The sequence below is a fragment of the Janibacter zhangyanbonis genome (assembly GCF_050507325.1).
Classification (GTDB): Bacteria; Actinomycetota; Actinomycetes; order Actinomycetales; family Dermatophilaceae; genus Janibacter.
This window is the reverse complement of record NZ_CP191481.1, coordinates 3,354,043-3,373,654: the sequence shown is the minus strand read 5'-3', so window position 1 is coordinate 3,373,654 and position 19,612 is coordinate 3,354,043. Positions and strand designations below refer to the sequence as shown.

The following is a 19,612-nucleotide window of genomic DNA, read 5'->3' as shown; positions in this document are numbered from 1 at the left end:
CGTTGACGTCGTGGCAGCGGCCCCTTCTCTTGCGGCCTATCGCACATCCCTAACAGATCGAGGAACCGCGATGACAGGAATTGACGACGACGTTGCCACGACGCGTTCACCCGAGGTAGCAGTGATCGGGGGCGGGATCGTCGGTCTGTCGACGGCGTACGCGCTGCGGGAGCAGGGCGTTCCGGTGCGCTTGTACGAGGCCGGTGTGCCCGGAACGGGTCAGTCCGCAGGCGAGTCGCGGATCTTCCGGCATGCCCACGACGACCCGCGACTCGTCGCTTTTGCGCGCGAAAGCCGCGGCGTATGGGATGAGTGGGCCGAACACTTCGACGTGGAGCTGGTCTCTTCAGACGGTGTCGTGGCGATCGGCGACAGCGCCTTGGAGCGGCTGCGGGTGCTCGACCAGGTCGGTGGCGTGGAAGTGCACGAGATCGATGCAGCCGAGCTCGCCCAGCGAATGCCGCTGCTCGCTGGGTACTCGGGGCCAGCGGTGCTCGACGAGTCGGGTGGCGCGATCCGCACCCGCACCGCGATCACGGCACTCGCGGGTGCCCTCGCAGATGCCGTCACCACCGCAGAGGTCATCTCCATCGATCCCCGCGCAGATGGGACGGTCGAGGTGCGCAGCGTCAACGACCGGGCTGTCTACTCCAAGGTCGTCGTGTGCGCCGGCCGCGAAACCGCCCGCCTGGCCCGCAGCGTCGGCCTGTCGCTGCCGGTTCGCCTTGCCGCACACGTCCGGCTGACCTTCGACGTGAAAGCCGCCGCCCCGGCACGAGTCGCGTGCCTGCAGGACAGCAGCGGCGTCTTCGGCGAAGTCGGCGTGTATGCGACGCCGCTACCGGGCAACAGCAGGTATTCGGTCGGACTCAGCGAAACCGTCGGCGTCCGCGACGACGGAACGTTCATCGACCCTGCGGCGATTCGATCGCTGGACGAACGCGCGCGCGAATACGTGACACGGGCGCTGCCCGGTCTCCACCCAGAGCCGCGCGACTTCCTTCACTGCTGGGTGACCGACCTCCCCTGGAGCGAGGACGGCGTGGCCGTGTGGGAGGCAGGCTCTGTCTTTTTTGTGGCCGGTCACAATCTGTTCAAGCAGGCACCTGTGCTGGGTCGCGCTCTTGCCCGGGCTGCGACCGGCGGCGGTCTCAGGGGCGAGCTCACGCCCGAAGCGCGCCTCGGCGAAGCCCAGGACTAGTGGCCGGTGACCCACGGATGCGGCGCTGCGCCAGCTCGAGAAGCTTGACGTCCTGGCGTCGAAGCTCCCCACCCGACCCCACCTCCGGGGGCAGCCCGCCGACCTGTAGAGGGCGGGTGCCATGATGCGTGGATGCCTGACCCACGGACACTTCTCGACGCCGAGCGAAGGGAGACCCTCGCTCGTCTCGCGACCCTGACCGGGGACTTCGACGCGCTCGTCGAGGCCAGCGAGGGGAGCAACGCCGACGACGAGCACGACCCGGAGGGGGCGACGATCGCCTTCGAGCGCTCGCAGGTCGATGCGCTCGCTCGGCAGGCCCGCGAGCACCTCCGCGAGATCGATGCTGCTCTGGCCCGCCTCGACGCAGGCGTCTACGGCACCTGCGAGCGGTGCGGTCGCCCCATCTCGGCGGGTCGGCTCGAGGCGCGACCCACGGCGCGGACCTGCATCGATTGCGCTGCCCGCTGACCGCAGGTGATGCGGATCAAGGACATCCCGCGTGCGCGAGCACGCGGGATGTCTGTGTCTCATGGGCCACGCGGCCCATCATGCCTCCGGGATCTCCCGGCCGAAGCTCTCCAGCGTGATGTCCTCCGGCTCGGGGCCACCGCGCTTGCCGGTGTCGAGGCCGTCGATGGCGGCCAGCTCGGTCTCGGAGAGCTCGATGTCGAAGACGTCGAAGTTCTCGGCGATCCGCGCGGGAGTCACGGACTTCGGGATGACCTGGCGGCCCTGCTGCAGGTGCCAGCCGAGCATGACCTGCGCGGGCGTCTTGCCGTGTGCGTCCGCGATCGAGCGAATCGTCTCGTTCTCGAGGGTGCTCGTGTGGCCGGAGTCGCGGTAGAAGGTGATGCCGCCGATCGGGGACCACGCCTGGCTGACGATCCCGAGCTCGTTGTTGCGGTCGAGCAGCGCCGACTGGCGGAAGTACGGGTGCACCTCGATCTGGTTGACGGCCGGCACGACCTCGGTCTCCGCGAGGAGCCGGTCGAGGTGCTCGTGCATGAAGTTCGAGACGCCGATGGCGCGCACCCTGCCGTCGGCGAGCAGCCGCTCCAGCGCTCGGTAGGCGCCGATCGTCGTGTCGAACTCGCCCGGCAGCGCCTGGTGCAGGATCAGCAGGTCGATCTGCTCGACGCCGAGCTTGCCGGCGCTCTTGTCGAAGGAGTGCAGCGTCTCGTCGTAGCCGTAGTCGCTGATCCAGATCTTCGTCTCGACGAAGACCTCGTCGCGGGCGAGACCGGACCGGCGGATCGCCTCGCCGACCTCGCGCTCGTTGCCGTAGGCGGCGGCGGTGTCGACATGCCGGTAGCCGACCTCGAGCGCGGCCTCGACCGCCGCGATGGTCTCGTCCGGCGGGGTCTGGAAGACGCCGAGGCCGAGGGCAGGCATGGTCACGCCGTTGTTGAGGGTGATCGTGGGGATGCTCATGGTCTCGACGCTAGCCGGAGAGGTCCGGGAGGGCGCCGGAGGTGCGTGGTCGGGCATCGGTGTCCTGCTCGCGGGTGTTGCGCTGCTGCGTGGATCACGCTTCGGGACCACCCGAGCCCCTTGCCGAGGGCCACAGCCGTCTGACTCCCTGCCCTCTCGGGCTGGCCACGGGTGTGTGCGCTCAGCCGCGCAGCTTCGCCGCGCTCCGCTCGGGTGCCAGGTCCAGCCGCCGCAGCAGCTGCGCGTTGAGCGCGACGACGATCGTCGAGAGCGACATCAGCATCGCGCCGACGCTCATCGGCAGGACGAAGCCGACCGGGGCGAGCAGGCCGGCGGCCAGCGGCACGGACAGCAGGTTGTAGCCGGCAGCCCACCAGAGGTTCTGCTTCATCTTGCGATAGGTCTCGCGCGAGAGGTCGATGACCGACAGGACCGAGCGCGGGTCGGAGCTGGCGAGCACGACTCCGGCAGAGCCGATCGCGACGTCGGTGCCCGCGCCGATCGCGAGGCCGACGTCGGCCTGCGCGAGGGCTGGGGCGTCGTTGACGCCGTCGCCGACCATGGCGACCTTCCTCCCTTCGTCCTGCAGCTGCGCGACCTGGACTGCCTTGTCCTGCGGACGCACGCCGGCGAGGACGCGGTCGATGCCGAGCTCGGCGCCGACGGACTCGGCGACCGCCTGCGCGTCGCCGGTGATCATGACGACCTGGGCGCCGACGGCGTGCAGCGCGTCGACGGCTTCGCGGGACTCGGGGCGGATCTCGTCGGCGAGGCGCAGCGCCCCGATCACGTCACCGTCGGCGAGGACGTGGAGGATGATCGAGCCCTCCTCCCGCCAGGCGTCGGCGACGGGCAACTCACCGAGAGAGTGCTGCTCGAGCAGGTAGGGGCCGCCGACCTCGACGGTCTCGCCGCCGACCTCGGCCCTGACCCCGACCGCCGGCGACGAGGTGAAGCCGCTCGCGGACGGCACCGTCAGCCCGCGGCGCTCGGCCGCGCCGACGATGGCCCGGGCGAGCGGGTGCTCGCTGTCGGCCTCGGCGGCCGCTGCCAGCGCGAGGACCTCCCCTTCGTCACGCCCATGGGCCTCGATGCCGGTGACCGTGGGCTCGCCGCGCGTCAGCGTGCCGGTCTTGTCGAAGAGCACCGTGTCGACCGTGCGCATCGACTCCAGCGCGAGCCGGTCCTTGACGAGCACGCCTGCGCGAGCGGCGCGCTCGGTGGCGATCGAGACGACGAGCGGGATCGCCAGGCCGAGTGCGTGGGGGCAGGCGATGACGAGGACGGTGATCGTGCGCACGACCGCGTCGTCGGGCATGCCGAGCAGCGTCCACACGACCGCCGTGATGATCGCGGCCCCGAGGGCGAACCAGAAGAGCCAGGCTGCGGCGGTGTCGGCGATGCGCTGTGCGCGGGAGGAGGAGGCCTGGGCCTCGGTCACGAGCTTCTGGATGCCGGCCAGGGCGGTGTCGTCACCGGTGGCGGTGACCTCGACGCGCAGGCCGGAGTCGGTGGCCACGGTGCCCGCGACGACGGTGTCGCCGACCTCGCGACGCACCGTGCGCGACTCGCCGGTGACCATCGACTCGTCGATGCTCGCCGACCCCTCGACGACCCGCCCGTCAGCGGGCATGGATGCGCCGGGCCGGACCACGACGACGTCACGCACCGCCAGGGACGAAGGGGGGACCGTCACGATCTCGTCGCCCTCCACGCGCTCGGCCTCGTCGGGCAGCAGCGCGGCGAGCGAGTCGAGGGCGGAGGTGGTCTGGGCCAGGGAGCGCATCTCGATCCAGTGGCCGAGCAGCATGATGACGACGAGCAGGGCCAGCTCCCACCAGAAGCTCAGCTCGTGGTGCAGCAGTCCGAGGCTCGCGCCCCACGACGAGACGAAGGCGACGGTGATCGCCAGCGCGATGAGCAGCATCATCCCGGGCTTGCGGGAGCGGATCTCGTCGACGGCGCCGGTGAGGAAGGGGCGCCCGCCCCAGGCGTACATCACGGTGCCGATGACCGGAGAGATCCAGGTCGTCCAGTCGTCGTGCGGCAGGTCGTAGCCGATGAGGTCGGCGAACATCGCGTCGAAGCAGACGACCGGCACGGCCAGCACGAGCATGATCCAGAAGAGCCGGCGGAACTGCGCGACGTGGTCGCCGTGGCCCGCGTGCCCCATGTGCCCAGAATGCTCGTGGGACTCGTGGCCGGGCTTCGTGTGCTCGTGGTGCTTCGTGTGGTCGGTGCTCATACTCAGTGAACCTATACCCCAGGCGGGTATGTTCCCGCCCAACGGTCGCCCACAGTCGGTCCATGAGAATCCGTTGAATCCACAGGGGTTCAGGGGGTTCCCATCAGCCTCTATCGAACGTATGATCGAAGCACGTCAGAGGCGACGCAGTGGGGGGATCTGGGGCTCGTGTCGGGCCTGCGGGACTCGGTGCGGGCCCTGACGATCGCCGCCCTCGAGGTGCCGGATCTGTGGCGGGCGCCGGACGGGGAGCTGGCCGACGGGTTGGCTGCGATCGGTCGGGCGCGGGCGGTGCTCGAGGCGGCCGAGGTGGCGTTGGTGCGTGAGGGCATCTCGCGGGGTGTGCCGCAGCGGGAGTCGTGGTCGGACGCCGACTGGGTCGGGGTGAGTGAGGGTCGGTCGGCGCCGCGACCGGCGGTGCGTCATGTGGCGTCGGTGGTGCGGGTGGCCAGGGCGGGTCTGCGGGCCCAGTCCGCGCTCGTCGACCATGCCGCGACGGACGAAGGCGGCGACCCGCAGTCGCAGGTCGAGGACCCGCAGGCGGTTGGGGATGAGCAGCCTTGGGCCGACCGGTCATCGCCGGCTGGGCTCGCGGAGGTGGTCGACTGCCTCGGGGCCGGGGAGCTCCCGCTGGGCAAGGCCGATCAGCTCGTCCGGTTCCACGAGGGGGTGTGTCGGGTGGCCGACCCGGACCTGCTGGCGGCCGACCTGGGGATCTTGCTGGGGCAGGCCAAGGACGACGTGATCAGAACGGGTCCGCAGGGTCGAGTCAGCCAGAGGGTGGACGGGCTGACCGAGCGCGAGCTGGCGGCGGCGATCACCCAGACGACACGAATGCTGCGTCCGGCCAAGGACCTCGCGGCGGATGACGAGCGGGCGCGGTCGGCGCGGTCGTTGACGAGTCACACCGATGCCAGCGGGCTGACGCGCTACAAGCTGGTGCTCGACGCGGAGGGCGCGGCGATGATCGACGCGGCGGTGGCGGGCTTGTCGAAGCCGGTCAAGGGTCCGGACGGTGAGCGTGACCCGCGGTCACCGGCGCGGCGGCGGGCCGATGCCCTGGTGACGGTTGTGGGTCGTGGGGTGTCCAGCCCGGGCGAGGTGGGCACGAGCGACAAGGCGCAGGTCATGGTGACGATCTCGATGGCCTCGTTGCTGACGGTCACGGACGGGATCTGCGGTGTCTGTGGCTCTCCGGGGGTCGGCGGACGCGGTTTCGCAGGGCAGCTGGGTGCTGGTGGTGTGGCCGGTGGTGGTCACGCCGGCGGGGTCACGGCCTCGGGGGCGGTGCTGTCGCCGGTGAGCGTGCGCAAGCTGGCCTGCGAGGCGGGGGTCATCCCGGTGGTGCTCGGTGGTGACGGCGAGCCGCTCGAGCTGGGCCGGGCCACGCGGTTCTTCACGCCGGGGCAGAAGCGGTTGTTGTGGTTGCGGGACGGAGGTTGCACCTTCCCGGGGTGCACGATGCCCGCGCACTGGACCGACGCGCACCACGTGCAGTACTGGTCGCTGGGTGGGCGCACGGACATCGGCAATGCGGCGCTGCTGTGCGAGCGGCACCACACCCGAGTGCACCAGCAGGAGCTGACCTGCACGATCCGCGACGACGGGGTGACCTGGCACCTGTAGCCACCCCGCCCCGCGCCCGACCCCGGTCCGGGTCGGGCGCCTCCGCACGCCCCGGACCCGAGTTGGGGGGGCAATGACGTCGCATTTCCTTCAGGTCGTGCGAAGTCGGGGCCGGAGCCTGCATTGCCCAATGGCAATGCAGAACTGGGGCGGGTGGAGGCTGCATTGCCCAACGGCAATGCAGAGTCATGACCCGGACCGCGACCGGCTGCCCCCTTCGCCGTGCCCGACGGTGCGGTGCGGTCCTACGCCGCTGTGGACGCGCAACGGGCGTCCGGGCCGAGTGGCCCGGGCGCCCGTTGCAGGGCGTCCTGCGGAAGGACTCAGTCGGTGACGGTGAACTCGATCGTCTCGGAGCTCACCCGACCGGTGCGGTCGGTGCTCGTCACCTTCGCGGTGTGCTCACCGGCGGCCAGGTCGGCGGGCAGCTCGAGGCGCCACAGGTGCATGCCGCTCTCGGCGACGCTGCCGCCGTGGACCAGCTGCTCCTGCGCGGCGACCGGGTCGGACCACAGGGCGCCGACCTTCTTGGCCTCGCCCTGCATCGCCTGGGTGCGCTCGGCCCCCTTCGCCTCGCCGCCGTCGAGCTCGACGTCGACCTCGGTGCCGGTCGACCCGGCGAAGACATTGGCCGTCAGGTAGGTGCCGTCGGCGAGGTCCGCCGCCGAGACCTCGGTGGGCCGCTCGAAGGCCGCGGCCTTGCCGACCTTCGACCGGTTGGCGTCGAACCAGCCGCGGTAGCGCGGCGAGTTGACCCCGAGCGCGAGCTGGACGCCGTCGTCCTCACCGGTGACGGTGAAGCGGTCGGTCGTCGACTGCGGCCGCGACTCCAGCGTGAGCACGCCGGGGCGGGCGCCGTCGCGCTGCAGGGCCGTCGGGTAACCGTCCTCGGTCACCCGACCGGAGTACCAGTCACCCGAGATCGCACCGGCGGTGATGTGGTCGAAGGGCAGCTCGTCGACCCCCCATGTCTTCGTCCAACCCTCGGTCGAGTCGCCCTCGCGCATGAACTCGGTCGTGTGGCTGTGGCCGCCGAAGGCGACCGCGTCGCGGTCCCCGACGATCTCGTGGATCTCCTTGATCTCCTTGACCTGGTGGCGCGTCTGCGACTGGTCGTTGTAGTTGAGCAGCGGGATGTGCGCGGCGAGCACGACGGTCTTGTCCTTGGGCGTCGCGGCGATGTCCTGCCGCAGCCACTCGAGCTGGTCCTCGCCCAGACCGCCGGTGTAGTCCTCGCCGTCGCGGTACTGCACGGAGTCGAGCGCCACGACGTGCAGGTTGCCCACGTCGTAGGAGTAGTAGTCGGCGCCGAACTGCGAGCGGTAGGTGTCGAAGCGGTTGTCGCTGTCGGCCGCGTCGTAGTCGAGGTCGTGGTTGCCGGGCAGCAGTCGGGCGGGGCCGTTGATCATCGAGGTGAGCTCGCGCGTGCGCGGGTAGAGCGAGAGGTCGTCGCCGACGATGTCACCGAGGAAGAGCGCCCCGCACGAGCCGTAGTCGTTGCGCGCGGCAAGGTCGGCGAAGGCGCCGTCACGGGCGTAGCCGACTTCCTCCTCGTCGTAGGTCTGGACGTCGCCGGCCATGATGCAGCTCTGCTGCGGCTTCTTCGTCGCGGCGGAGCGCGCGAGAGGGAAGTTCACGGCCTCGGGCGCCGCGCCGGTGGGCTCGATGCCGCCGTACTTCAGCTCCGGCGAGCCCTCGGGCAGGTGGACGTAGCTGAACTGCGCGATGTTGTCCCCGTCCACCGGCACGGCGTAGCCGGCCGGCTGGGTGACGAAGACATTGGTGTTGTCGTCGACGGCCACCTCGTAGCGGCCCTTGGCGTCGGTCCGCACGACGTCGCGGCCGTTGGAGACGGCGACGCCCTTGATGCCGCGCTCGCCGCGGTCCTGGGTGGAGTTCTTGTTGCGGTCGTCGAAGACGACGCCGTCGACGGTCCGCTTGCTCTCGTCGTGGCCGGGGACGACCTCGACCTGTCCCGTCCAGGTGGCGTCACCTCCCTTCGACCCGGACGAAGGGGGGACCGCTGCATTGGTCGTGGGGGCCGCGATGGCGGCGGTCAGGGTCAGCGCCAGGGCGCCGGTGGCGACGGAAGGGAGGATGCTGGGTGCCTTGAGGGAGATCACGGGCTTCCTTCGGTGTGGGGTGCGGCCGCGTGCCGCGGCCGCACCCGAGGCTGGCAACCGGCAGTGAACCACCCGTGAGCCGCAGGACGAGCGGCGGCGGCCTGCGGCGTCACGGCCGGTGAACTCCCCGCAAGGAAATGGTCAGGACACGTGAAGGAGCGCGACATGGGCACGGACCTCTTTGCCGGGGTCGCGGTGAGCGACCTGCCGCGGGCGACCGACTGGTACGAGCGACTCCCCAGTGGGCCCGTCGGCGGCGCCTGCGACTGGCCGAGATCGCCGAGCGCACCGTCATCGTCGACCTGAGGTCGGGGACGACGACGCAGGAGCTGTGGCGCGGGGCCGAGCAGGTGCCGCACTTCATCGAGTCGAGCGATGTCGTCGGCTGGCTCGACCTCATCGCGGCGGGCCGGGGCGTGGGCATCACGGCGTCGGCCACCGCAGACCACCACCCCGGTCCGGGTGTCGTCTACCGCCCGGTGACCGACGGTCCGCGGATCCCGGTGCGGCTGGCCTGGTGGCGCGACGCGCGGCCGCGCGGCCTCGACGACCTCGTCGACGCGGTGACCGCGCGCTGCGCGGGGGTCTGACGCGACCGTCAGGCGGTGACGTCCTCGAGCCAGGCCGACAGGGCCTGCCGGCTGGCGGCGGTGAGGTCGTGCCCACCCGGCTCGCGCAGCGCCGTCGTCGTGGCGCCGGACTCGCCGGTGAGGTAGTCCCACGTCCGGTCGAGAAGTTCGCGGGGGATGACCTGGTCGGTGTCGCCCTGGATGACGAGCGTCGAGGTGCCCGCGAGTCGCTCCGGCGTGGTCGGCAGGCCCGCGTCGAAGGGCATCGTCGCGAAGAGGATCGCCCCGCCCACGAAGCGCTGGGGGTCGGCCAGCAGGAGCCCGCCGGCGAAGGCGGCGCCACCGCTGAATCCGACGAGCACCACGGGGCGGCCCTCCGGGGCCACGTCGTCGAGCCAGGCGCGAAACCACGCCATGGTCGCGGCGAGTGACTCGGCGACCGGACGGCCGATGCCACGGTTGGCGAACCACGCGAAGCCCCCACCCTCGGCGATCGGTGCGCGCACCGCAGCGTATTGCAGGCCCTGCGGCAGATGGGGAGCGAGCGAGATGATCTCGCCCTCGTGCGACCCGCGGCCGTGCAGCAGCACGACGAGCGGCGCGTCGGGATCGCTCGGTCCGTGGGTGACGACGACGGGCTCGGGGAAGGTGTGGGTGGCCATGGAGGGCTCCTGGGTAATAGTTGTTACGTCAACCAATTTACCGCATGGCGAAGGGGGACGTCGCGTCGTCGGGCGGCGCGAGGCCACGGCTGGGTCCACAGGCGGGGAGTGCGGTGGGCGCCTGTCCACAGGTGGCGGTCGTGGTGAGGCGGTGACGGGGGACCGGCCTACGGTGGGGGCATGCCGATCCTCCCTTCGTCCTCGCAGCGGGGCTGACCCGTGGTCTGGGACGTCGAGTCCGCCACGTGGGTCCGCGGGCTGAGCGACGACGAGATCCTCGCCGCGACGGACGAGGGGTCCTTCGAGCGCGGTCTCGACTACGCGGAGCGCGGCATGGTCCAGCAGGTGGCGACGCTCAACCGGGGCCGGGTCGTCGTGGCCAAGGTGGCCGGCTCGGAGCGGGACACCTACCAGACCATCGTCTCCCTGCGCAGCGACCCGAGGGATGCCGTCGTCGAGTGGGGCGCCCGCTGCAGCTGCCCCGTGGCCCGTGACTGCAAGCACGCCGTCGCCGTCGTGGTCAGCGTCCGCGAGGTCCTCGGCGGATCTGCGGGCGGCGTCGAGCCGAGCCCGCCGACCCGGCCGTGGGAGGACGCGCTCGCGCCGCTGGCTCGCGACCCCGACCCGGAGCCCCTGACCCAGGGCGCACCCGTCGCGCTCGTCGTCGAGCGGGTCCAGGCGCCGCTGCACACCTGGGGGCGGGAGCGGGCCCCCCGGCTCCGGCTGCGTCCGACCCGCCGCACCAAGGCGGGCCACTGGGCGAAGAAGTACTCGTGGAGCGAGCTTCTCCAGCCCAACCCCTACGCCGCGGTCGGGGTGCGCGAGGGTCACCGCCGCGCCGTGAGCGCGCTCTTCGCCCTCTACGAGGCGCACACCGGCATGCGCCGCCACTCCTACGGCTCGGGCGGCGACGTCCACGTCGACGCACTCGGGCCCAGCGTCTGGCTCGCGCTGCGGCGGGTCCGCGACGCGGGCGTCGCCCTCATCGCGAGCGAGGCCGGCGACGAGGTCGAGCTGCTCGACGAGGCGGTCGAGGTGGTCCTCGACGTCACGGCTGTCGACGAGGGGCTCCTGCTCCGCCCGTCGATCGACGGTGCCGGCCCGGACGCGGGTGATCTCCAGCTCGTCGGCGAGCCGGCGCACGGAGTCGTCTGGGCCGAGGTGGGCGAGGACGGTGAGCGGATGCGGTTGGCGCCCTTCGGTGCCGAGCTGACGCCCGAGCTGGGTGAGCTGGTCGCCGGCCGCGACATCGTCGTGCCCGAGGCCGACGTCGAGCGCTTCTTCGCCCTCTTCCTCCCGCGGCTGCGGGAGCGGGTCACGGTCATCTCCTCCGACGACAGCGTCGACCTGCCGCTGCCGGAGCCGCCGCAGCTGCACCTCCACGTGCGCCGGGACGGTCGCGGCGTGCTGCTCGACCTGGGCTTCGCCTACTCGGCGGGCGGGAGCACCCATGTCGTCGGTGCTGACGAGCAGGGGTCCCTCCCGCGCGATCGCCGGGCCGAGCACGCCCTGCTCGAGGAGCTCGAGCCGCTCGCCGACCTGCCGGGCGCGCGGATCCGGTCTCCGCACGGCTGGCGGCTACGCTCGCCGATGCGGCTCCACGGGCCCGCGGCGATCCTCGCCCTCACCGTCGTCGTGCCGCGGCTCGACGACGACCCGCGCTGCATCGTGGTCGTCGACGACGACGTCCCGAGCTTCGAGGAGCTCGACGCCGAGCCCGAGGTCTCGCTGCACGCGGCGAGCGAGGACGGCGGCTCCGACTGGCTCGACCTGCACGTGCGGGTCACCGTCGGCGACGTCGAGGTTCCCTTCGAGCCGCTCTTCGCCGCGCTCGTCGCGGGCGAGGAGATCATGCAGCTCGAGACCGGCGAGTGGTTCCGGCTCGACCACCCGGTCCTCGACGACCTGCGGGCGCTCATCGAGGAGGCTCGGGCACTCGTCGAGCCGGAGGCCGGCGAGGTGCGGCTGAGCCGCTACCAGGTCGACCTCTACGACGAGCTGGCGGCGATCGCCGACGTCGAGGTCGAGCGCGATCACGCGTGGCGCTCGGGCGTCGAGACCCTCCGCGAGATCGACAGCCGCCCGGTGCCCGAGGCGCCGGCCTCCCTGCGGGCGACCCTGCGGCCCTACCAGCTCGAGGGCTATCACTGGCTGAGCACGCTCTGGGACGCCGGTCTCGGGGGCGTCCTCGCCGACGACATGGGTCTGGGCAAGACCGTGCAGACCCTCGCGCTGCTCGCCCGCGCCCACGAGGCGGGCGAGCTCGACCGGCCGGTGCTCGTCGTCGCCCCCACGAGCGTCGTCGGCACGTGGGCCAGCGAGGCCGCGAAGTTCGTCCCCGACCTCGTCGTGCGTACCCTGACGCAGACCCACCGCCGCCGCGGCGCGTCCGTCGCCGAGGCGGTCGACGGCGCCCACCTCGTCGTCACCTCCTACGCCGTGCTGCGCATCGACGCCGCGGAGTTCGCCGAGGTCGACTGGCGCGGCGTGATCCTCGACGAGGCGCAGTTCGTCAAGAACGACCGCTCCAAGACGCACCAGGCCCTGCGGCGCCTGTCGACCCCCTTCGTCCTCGCGGTGACCGGCACCCCGCTGGAGAACTCGCTCATGGACCTGTGGTCCCTCTTCGCGCTCGCCGCACCCGGGCTCTACCCGCGGCGCGACCGCTTCGGCGACCTCTACCGCAAGCCCATCGAGTCCGGCGAGCAGCCCGAGCTGCTCGACCGGCTGCGCCGCCGGATCCGCCCGCTCATGCTGCGTCGGACCAAGGAGGAGGTGGCGATCGACCTGCCGCCCAAGCAGATCCAGGTCCTGCCGGTCGAGCTCACCGCGACCCACCGACGCATCTACGACCGTCACCTGCAGCGCGAGCGCAAGCGGGTGCTCGGCCTCCTCGACGACCCCGACGCCAACCGAGTCGCGATCCTCGCCTCGCTGACCCGGCTGCGACAGCTGAGCCTCGACCCAGGCCTCGTCGACGACGAGCACCGCGGCCAAGGCATCTCGGCCAAGCTCGACGTGCTCGTCGAGCACCTCGGCGAGCTCGCCGTCGAGGGCCACCGGGCGCTCGTCTTCAGCCAGTTCACCGGCTTCCTCGCGATCGTGCGCGAGCGGCTCGAGGCCGAGGGCATCACGACGAGCTATCTCGACGGGGCGACGACCGACCGCGCGAGCGTCATCGACGGCTTCAAGCAGGGCGAGCAGACCGCCTTCCTCATTAGCCTCAAGGCCGGCGGTGTCGGCCTGACCCTCACCGAGGCCGACTACGTCTTCGTCCTCGACCCGTGGTGGAACCCCGCGGCCGAGGCCCAGGCCATCGACCGGGCCCACCGCATCGGGCAGGACAAGCCGGTCATGGTCTACCGCCTCGTGTCGACCGACACGATCGAGGACAAGGTCGTCGACCTGCAAGAGCGCAAGCGCGACCTCTTCGAGCGGGTCGTCGACGACGGCGGCGCGCTCTCGGGGGCGATCACCTCTGCCGACATCCGGGCCCTGCTCGATCCGAGCGACTGACGCCGACGCACGCCACCCCACCCGCGGGTCGAGGGGGAACGGCCGACACGGCGCGGTGGGCGCTGGCCCCGACGTGGGCTCAGGCCGAACGCAGCACCTTGTCCATTGCCTTGCCCTTGGCCAGCTCGTCGACGAGCTTGTCGAGGTAGCGGATCCGGCGCATCAGCGGGTCCTCGACCTCCTGCACCTTGACCCCGCAGACCGAGCCGGTGATCAGCTCGGCGGCCGGGTTGGGCTGCGCCTGTCCGAAGAAGTCCTCGAAGGTCGTCCCCTCGGCCAGGTGTCGCTCGAGCGCCGCCTGGTCATAGCCGGTGAGCCAGCGGATCACCTCGTCGAGCTCGTCCCTGGACCGCCCCTTGCGCTCGACCTTGGTCACGTAGTGCGGGTAGACGTCGGCGACGGCCGTGGTGAAGATCCGGTGCATGTCGCCAGCCTAGGGGCCGCCCCCGGTGGCTACGGTGGTCGGCGGACGGGCAGGGTGCCCGGCGAGAGGGGTGGGTCATGCGGGTTCTTGCGGTCATCGTCGGTGTGCTCTTCATGCTCCTCGGAGCATTGACGATCGCCTTCTCCTTCGCCTACATGCACGACTCCCGCAGCTCCACGGACTCCTGGACGTGCACGACGACCGAGACCGGGTCGTCCTGCGGCGCCGACGCCGACAGCGTGCAGGACATGATCGTCGACGCCAGCCTGTCCAACACCTTCCAGATCATCGGCGCGACCCTCTTCGTCAGTGGCTCGGTGCTCAACGCCGGTGCCGTGGCCGCCTCCGGCCGTCGCGCCTGAGCGAAGGGGGTCAGCCCCGCCCGAGCGGGTAGCGACCCGAGACCCGCACCGTCGTCTGCATGGTCGCCCCGTCGAGTCGGAGCGTGCGCGCCACCGAGAGCTCGCGCGGCGTCGCATCGTCGTCGACGGCGAAGACCGCATAGCCGGGGCGGGCGCTGGAGTACGTCTCCCCGCCCTCGAGGCCCTCGGTGCGCTCCGGCTCCTGCCCGTCCAGGCGGAGCGAGAGGAAGGCGACGCCGGTGACGCTGCGCGGCGTGCCGTCGCGGTCCACGACGTATGACATCGGGGAGGGGCGGACGGCGACCCCGGTCCAGTGCCGCCCCTGGCCTGCCCAGCCGAGCTCGTCGTCCCAGGCGTAGGGGGCCAGGGGTCCGGTCGTGAGGGTGGCCCGGCGGGCGTAGGGCCGCCACGCGGCGTCGGTCCGCAGCTGGCACGGTCGGGAGTCGGGGCACGGCACGTCGACCCGCCGCGGGCGGACTGCCAGTCCTCCGGCGGCGCCGCGGTCCAGCTCTCCGGTCGCCACGTCGAGGCGCTGGGTCACGCCGTCGAAGGTCACCTCGACGGCGAGGTCGTCGACCTCGGCGTCGACGGCGACGAGCGTTGAGGTGCCGGTGCCCGTGGCCTCGGCGGCCAGCTCCCGTCCCGTCCCGTCCGCCAGGTCGATGCGTCTCCCGCCGGCGACGAGGCGGATGCCGATCTCCTGCTCGCCGACCTCCTGACCAGCGGCGTTGTCGACCGGCCGGGCCAGCCACGAGACGGGGACGAGGCGGGCCGCGTCATCGGCGCGCACGGGAGCCGTGTCCGACCAGTCGCGGTCGGCGCCGAGGTCGACGAGGCTCGCGTCCATCTCGCGCACGGGTCGGCCCACCTGCAGGTCCACGGCCGTGCCGGGGACGAGCACCTCGTGGGGCTGCCCGTTGTGGACCCGCGACTGGAGCGGCAGCCGGTCGCCGGCGGCGAGGACGTGTCGGTGGTCGGCGCGCCAGCCAGCGGCGAGGTTGCTGGCGAAGGCGGCCGCCGCCAGTGCCGCACAGACGGTGGTCCAGAGCTGCGCGCTCGTGGCGGGGCGTCGGGCGGTGCGGCGGGCGAAGGGGGGCCGGGTCACGACAGCCGCCCTCCCTCGACGTCCCAGACGAGCCGCAGCGTCTCCCGGCCCGTCGCGAAGGGATCGCTCGGGACCGCCTCGATGTCGAGCGCCGCGGCCAGGTCCGGGTTCGTGCCCTCGTCGACCTCGAAGACGAACATCTGGGGGTCGTCCGGGTCCTGGATCGCCAGGGTGCCGGAGTTGAGGTCGTTGACGTCGACGGGGCCGGCGAGCGGCTCCTCGCCGCCGAGGCGCGCGGAGAGGGTGGTGGCGGAGCTCCAGCTCTCGTCATCGGTCCGCTCGACGTCGACCGTGCGGTCGAGGGTCAGGAGCACGGCGACGTACTCGCGTCCCGGAGGGGCCCAGCCCAGCCCGTCGACGTAGGGCACGCGCAGCACTCGCGTCACGGTGCACGCCGTCTCACGGGAGTAGTCCTCCACCTCAAGGTCGGAGGAGTCGGCGCGGCGGCTGCGGCCGCAGTCGATCTCCGGTTCCTCCTGGAGGCTCGTGGCGGCGGGCAGGTCGGCGAGTTGTGCGGCTCGGCCGAGGTCGACGGCGCCGTCGCTGCCGACGACCTGCTCCTCCCCGTCGACGGTGACGACGAGCTCCACATCGGTCGGGGCGCCGTCGACGGCCACCCATCGCGTGCCGGTGGCGTTGCTCCACGCGGTCTCGGGGTCGAGGCGGAAGCCTCCCGGGCGCTCGCTCAGCTGGTGGTCGACCCCGTCGGCGCGCACGGAGACCTCGACCTGCGTTGCCAGGGGTCGGCGGATCCCGACGAAGGGCACCTGGTCGGTCGGGCTCGTCAGGTCGACCCTGACGAAGCTCCCTCCCTCGGGAGGTGCCACGTCGGCCGGGGCGCCGGAGATGTCGGGCAGCTCCGGCTGCGCTGCTGCGACCGCGACGTCGAGATGTCGCCACGGGAGCTCCAGCCGGACCTGGTCGGGCAGGGGCTCCTCGGCGTAGGGGGAGGAGAAGACGTCACCCGGGCTCGCCTGCGGACGCGAGTCGCCGTCGCCGTCGAGGCCGGTGACGGCCCAGGCGAGGCCGAGGGCCAGTGCGGTGCCGCTGGCGAGCGCGGTGGCGGTCGACCACAGCGACGGGAGCTCGGCAGCGCGCGACATGTGGACACCTTCGTGCAGTGCCGGTGTGGTGGCAACGGGGAGGGCTCCCCGCGGGCGACTTGGCGTTCCCCCTTCGATCCTGTACACATGTACATGTACGGATGTACAACAACAAAGGGAGGGGCCGTGGGCTCCACGCAGGACCGGCCGGCACCCGGACGACGTGACCCGGAGGGGCGCCGCCGCGCGATCATCGAGGCGGCCGCCGAGCTCGTCGTCGAAGGGGGCGCCGCCTCCCTGACCCACCGCGCCGTCGCGGCCCGGGCCGGGGTCTCGCTCGGCTCCACGACCCAGTACTTCGGCTCGCTCGACGAGCTGCGTGAGCTCGCCCTGCAGTCGCTCTCCGACCTCATCGACGCCGGCCTGGCCGAGGTCGAGGCGCAGCTGCTGCCCCTCGACGACGCCCCCGAGCGGCTGGCGCGGGAGATGCACGGCTTCCTCGCCGACGAGCGGGCGGTGCGCGCCGACCTCGAGCTCGTCCACGCCGGGCTCGGTGACGACCCGCGGCTGCGCGAGCTCGCCCTGCGGTGGACCGACCGGCTCGTCGAGATCCTCTCCCGCCACCTGGACCCGCCCGTCGCCGAGGCGATCGGCCTCTACCTCGACGGCGCCACGCTGCACGCCGGGCTGCACGACGAGCCGGTCTCCGCCGAGGCGATGGCCGCGGTCTTCCGCCGGCTCATGGCCGCCCCTGCCGGGCCCACGGCCCGCACCACGACCGACCCCACCACGACCGAAGGGAGTGACCCCCGATGACCTCCACCCTCACCTCCACGACCGCCCCGGTGTCGACGCGCCGCGCCTGGGCCGCCGTCGCCGTCCTCAGCGCGAGCCTGCTCGTCATCACGATGGACATGACGATCCTCAACATCGCGTTGCCGGACATGGCCGCCGAGCTGCGACCGACCGCCAACCAGCAGCTGTGGATCGTCGACGTCTACTCCCTCGTCCTTGCCGGGCTGCTCGTGCCGTGGGCCGCGGTCGCCGACCGGTGGGGCCGCCGACGGATGCTCCTGCTCGGCTACGCGATCTTCCTCGTCAGCTCGCTGCTCGTCCTCGTCGCCGACACCGCTGAGGCGGTCATCGTTCTGCGCGCCGTGCTCGGCATCGGCGGCGCGATGATCATGCCCAACACGCTCTCGCTCATCCGCGTCATCTTCACCGACGCCGGGCAGCGGGCGACGGCCCTGAGCATCTGGGCCGCCGTGTCCGGGCTCGGGGCGGCCGTGGGCCCGCTCGTCGGCGGCTTCCTCCTCGAGCACTTCTCCTGGCACGCGGCCTTCCTCGTCAACGTGCCGCTGATGATCGCCGCGATCATCGCCGGCGTCCTCGTGCTGCCGGAGTCGCGGGTCGAGGGCGCCGGCCGGTGGGATGTCACGGCCGCGGTGCTCGCGCTCGTCGGCATGGTCGCCTTCGTCTGGTCGGTGAAGTCCTTCGGCAAGGAGGCCAGCCTCGTCCACCCGCCCGCGCTGCTGGCGCTCGCGGTCGGCCTCGGTGCGCTGACGATCTTCGTGCGGCGCTGCCTGCGCAGCGATGCGCCGCTGCTCGACGTCGGCCTCTTCCGCAGCCGCCCCTTCAGCGCCGGGATCATCGCGGCGCTCGGCACGACCTTCGCCATGCTCGCGGCGCTGCTCCTGCTCACCCAGTGGCTGCAGCTCGTCGAGGGCGCGAGCCCGATCGAGTCGGGGATCAAGCTCATCCCCGTCGCGCTCGCCGGGGCCGTCGCCTCGCTCGCCGCGCCGCCGCTGGCCCGGGTCATCGGGGCACGGGCCGTGCTCGCCTCGGGGCTGGCGCTGGCGGGGGTCGGGCTGCTCGCCGTCGGGCTCGGGCCCGACGAGCTGACCTACCCGCTCGTGCTCACGGCCATGCTCCTCGTGGGTGCCGGCACCGGGTCGCTCGCCATCGCCTCGGCGATGGTCATGATGGGCTCGCCCGAGGACAAGGCCGGCAATGCCGGTGCGCTCGAGGAGACCTCCTACGAGCTCGGCGGCACCCTCGGAGTCGCGATCCTCGGCAGCGTCTCTGCGCTCGTCTACCGCACCCACCTGCAGGAGTCGCCCGCTCTGGAGCAGGCCGGCCCGCAGGCGGCCCGAGCCGCCGAGGACTCTCTCGGCGCGGCGGTGGCGACGGCCGACGAGCTCGGCCTGCCGGCCCTGGCCGCCGACGCCGGCGCCGCCTTCGTCGACTCGCTGCAGGTGGCCGGCCTCGCCGGCGGGACGCTCATGCTCGTCGTGGCCGCCGTGGTCTTCGTGCTCACCCCGCGCGGCACCGACATCTCCGGCGCCACCCACGGCTGACCCCCAACCCTGCAAAACCCTAGGGTTTTGCGAAGTTGCTCGCCCCCAACCCTGCAAAACCCTAGGGGTTTGCGAAGTTGGGGAGGGGTCGTGGGTGTGCAGTGCCGTTTGGCCATGCGAAGGGGAGGGGCGGGTAGCGTCGAGCCACGTGAGCGAGACCCCCTTCGACCAGGCCCTGCAGGCGGCACGTCACGACGACCCGTCGGTCCGGCAGCGGGCCGCCCTGTGGCTCGGCACCCACGCCGACGAGAGCGTCGCCGCCGACCTCGTGCGGCTGCTCGTCACCGAGCCCGACTTCTACGTCCGCGAGACCCTGACCTGGGCCGTGGTCACCCGTCACGCGGCGACCTACCCGCTGCTCGTCGAGGCCCTGCACGACGAGGACCTCGCCGCGGGGCCCGGCCGGGTCCAGGTGCTCCACGCGCTGAGCAAGATCCGCGAGCCCGCCTCCGTCGCCGAGATCCTGCCCCTGACCGACGACGAGGACGACGCCGTCGCGGCCAAGGCGTGGTGGGCGCTCGGCCGGATCCACACACCCGGCGCGGTTGCCGCGCTCGTCGACCACCTCGGGGTCGAGCAGGACTTCCGTCGCCGCGAGCTGACCCGAGCCCTCGAGCAGGCCGGTGAGGCCGCGGTCGAGGGGCTGGCGACCCGGCTGCGCGAGGACCCCGACCTCTCCGTGCGCCGTCACGCCGCCGAGGCGCTCCTCGCGATCGGCGACCCGGCCGCCCGCGAGGCTGCCACCGACCTCCTCCACGCCGTCGAGCGCGACGACAAGGAGGTCGTCCTGCCGGCCATCGAGGCCCTCGCCGAGCTCGACCTGCCCGAGGTCGACGGCGTGCTCACGCGCCTGCGTGACGGTGACGACGCCTGGCTCTCCATCACGGCTGGGTGGTTGATCACGGACCGCGCCGACAGGGCCTGAGCCGCACCGCCGCACGCTTG

17 protein-coding genes are annotated in these 19,612 nt (G+C 72.2%); 10 read left to right on the top strand and 7 right to left on the bottom strand.

Features of this window, described 5'->3' with window-relative positions; translation table 11 throughout:
• Positions 1 to 70 precede the first annotated feature (70 nt).
• Together ACQBJO_RS16615 and ACQBJO_RS16610 are read left to right on the top strand one after the other, a co-directional pair.
• A complete protein-coding gene (locus ACQBJO_RS16615; RefSeq protein WP_421009239.1) occupies positions 71 to 1,201 on the top strand; it encodes an NAD(P)/FAD-dependent oxidoreductase in 1,131 nt (376 codons plus the stop codon).
• 132 nt (positions 1,202 to 1,333) lie between these two features.
• Positions 1,334 to 1,672 (top strand): TraR/DksA family transcriptional regulator, encoded by a 339-nt coding sequence (locus tag ACQBJO_RS16610; RefSeq protein WP_421009238.1) that lies wholly within the window; start codon positions 1,334 to 1,336, stop codon positions 1,670 to 1,672.
• A 78-nt stretch (positions 1,673 to 1,750) separates the two neighbouring features.
• Here ACQBJO_RS16610 and ACQBJO_RS16605 read toward each other — a convergent pair whose 3' ends face one another.
• Both ACQBJO_RS16605 and ACQBJO_RS16600 read right to left on the bottom strand, forming a co-directional pair.
• The gene (locus ACQBJO_RS16605) at positions 1,751 to 2,635 is read right to left on the bottom strand and encodes an aldo/keto reductase (RefSeq protein WP_192911126.1); all 885 of its coding nucleotides are present in this window, start codon (positions 2,633 to 2,635) and stop codon (positions 1,751 to 1,753) included.
• 181 nt (positions 2,636 to 2,816) lie between these two features.
• Positions 2,817 to 4,880 carry a heavy metal translocating P-type ATPase gene (locus ACQBJO_RS16600; protein ID WP_421009237.1) on the bottom strand — a complete coding sequence of 688 codons (2,064 nt, stop codon included), beginning with the start codon at positions 4,878 to 4,880 and terminating at the stop codon, positions 2,817 to 2,819.
• A gap of 168 nt (positions 4,881 to 5,048) precedes the next feature.
• Between ACQBJO_RS16600 and ACQBJO_RS16595 the strand changes: the two genes are divergently transcribed.
• Positions 5,049 to 6,506, top strand: a complete 1,458-nt coding sequence (locus ACQBJO_RS16595; protein WP_421009236.1) for an HNH endonuclease signature motif containing protein — start codon at positions 5,049 to 5,051, stop codon at positions 6,504 to 6,506.
• A gap of 323 nt (positions 6,507 to 6,829) precedes the next feature.
• Here the strand turns inward: ACQBJO_RS16595 and ACQBJO_RS16590 are convergent, their stop codons facing one another.
• The gene (locus tag ACQBJO_RS16590) at positions 6,830 to 8,629 is read right to left on the bottom strand and encodes a calcineurin-like phosphoesterase C-terminal domain-containing protein (protein ID WP_421007815.1); all 1,800 of its coding nucleotides are present in this window, start codon (positions 8,627 to 8,629) and stop codon (positions 6,830 to 6,832) included.
• A 165-nt stretch (positions 8,630 to 8,794) separates the two neighbouring features.
• Between ACQBJO_RS16590 and ACQBJO_RS16585 the strand changes: the two genes are divergently transcribed.
• Complete coding sequence (locus ACQBJO_RS16585; RefSeq protein ID WP_421007953.1) at positions 8,795 to 8,935, top strand: hypothetical protein; 141 nt, start codon at positions 8,795 to 8,797, stop codon at positions 8,933 to 8,935.
• Complete coding sequence (locus ACQBJO_RS16580) at positions 8,890 to 9,219, top strand: LysR substrate-binding domain-containing protein (RefSeq protein ID WP_430407186.1); 330 nt, start codon at positions 8,890 to 8,892, stop codon at positions 9,217 to 9,219. The genes ACQBJO_RS16585 and ACQBJO_RS16580 overlap by 46 nt, the downstream gene beginning before the upstream one ends.
• Positions 9,220 to 9,227: 8 nt before the next feature.
• Here the strand turns inward: ACQBJO_RS16580 and ACQBJO_RS16575 are convergent, their stop codons facing one another.
• On the bottom strand, positions 9,228 to 9,860 hold the full coding sequence (locus ACQBJO_RS16575; RefSeq protein WP_421007816.1) for an alpha/beta hydrolase: 633 nt from the start codon (positions 9,858 to 9,860) through the stop codon (positions 9,228 to 9,230).
• A 219-nt stretch (positions 9,861 to 10,079) separates the two neighbouring features.
• On the opposite strand from ACQBJO_RS16575, the gene ACQBJO_RS16570 reads away from it, so the two are divergent.
• Complete coding sequence (locus ACQBJO_RS16570; RefSeq protein WP_421007817.1) at positions 10,080 to 13,376, top strand: SNF2-related protein; 3,297 nt, start codon at positions 10,080 to 10,082, stop codon at positions 13,374 to 13,376.
• Between the two features lie 79 nt (positions 13,377 to 13,455).
• Here ACQBJO_RS16570 and ACQBJO_RS16565 read toward each other — a convergent pair whose 3' ends face one another.
• The gene (locus tag ACQBJO_RS16565; protein WP_421007818.1) at positions 13,456 to 13,800 is read right to left on the bottom strand and encodes a DUF2200 domain-containing protein; all 345 of its coding nucleotides are present in this window, start codon (positions 13,798 to 13,800) and stop codon (positions 13,456 to 13,458) included.
• Positions 13,801 to 13,877: 77 nt separating this feature from the next.
• On the opposite strand from ACQBJO_RS16565, the gene ACQBJO_RS16560 reads away from it, so the two are divergent.
• Entirely contained in the window at positions 13,878 to 14,162 is a 285-nt protein-coding gene (locus ACQBJO_RS16560) for a hypothetical protein (RefSeq protein ID WP_255184775.1), read from the top strand.
• 10 nt (positions 14,163 to 14,172) lie between these two features.
• Here ACQBJO_RS16560 and ACQBJO_RS16555 read toward each other — a convergent pair whose 3' ends face one another.
• Together ACQBJO_RS16555 and ACQBJO_RS16550 are read right to left on the bottom strand one after the other, a co-directional pair.
• Positions 14,173 to 15,267 (bottom strand): hypothetical protein, encoded by a 1,095-nt coding sequence (locus ACQBJO_RS16555; RefSeq protein WP_421007819.1) that lies wholly within the window; start codon positions 15,265 to 15,267, stop codon positions 14,173 to 14,175.
• A complete protein-coding gene (locus ACQBJO_RS16550; RefSeq protein ID WP_421007820.1) occupies positions 15,264 to 16,370 on the bottom strand; it encodes a hypothetical protein in 1,107 nt (368 codons plus the stop codon). Before ACQBJO_RS16550 ends, ACQBJO_RS16555 begins: the two co-directional genes overlap by 4 nt.
• A 126-nt stretch (positions 16,371 to 16,496) precedes the next feature.
• Between ACQBJO_RS16550 and ACQBJO_RS16545 the strand changes: the two genes are divergently transcribed.
• From ACQBJO_RS16545 to ACQBJO_RS16535, 3 genes are all read left to right on the top strand, one after another.
• The gene (locus ACQBJO_RS16545) at positions 16,497 to 17,126 is read left to right on the top strand and encodes a TetR/AcrR family transcriptional regulator (RefSeq protein WP_421007821.1); all 630 of its coding nucleotides are present in this window, start codon (positions 16,497 to 16,499) and stop codon (positions 17,124 to 17,126) included.
• Positions 17,123 to 18,667: an MFS transporter gene (locus tag ACQBJO_RS16540; protein ID WP_421007822.1), complete on the top strand. Its 1,545-nt coding sequence runs from the start codon at positions 17,123 to 17,125 to the stop codon at positions 18,665 to 18,667. The genes ACQBJO_RS16545 and ACQBJO_RS16540 overlap by 4 nt, the downstream gene beginning before the upstream one ends.
• Before the next feature lie 148 nt (positions 18,668 to 18,815).
• A complete protein-coding gene (locus tag ACQBJO_RS16535; RefSeq protein WP_421007823.1) occupies positions 18,816 to 19,592 on the top strand; it encodes a HEAT repeat domain-containing protein in 777 nt (258 codons plus the stop codon).
• Positions 19,593 to 19,612 lie beyond the last annotated feature (20 nt).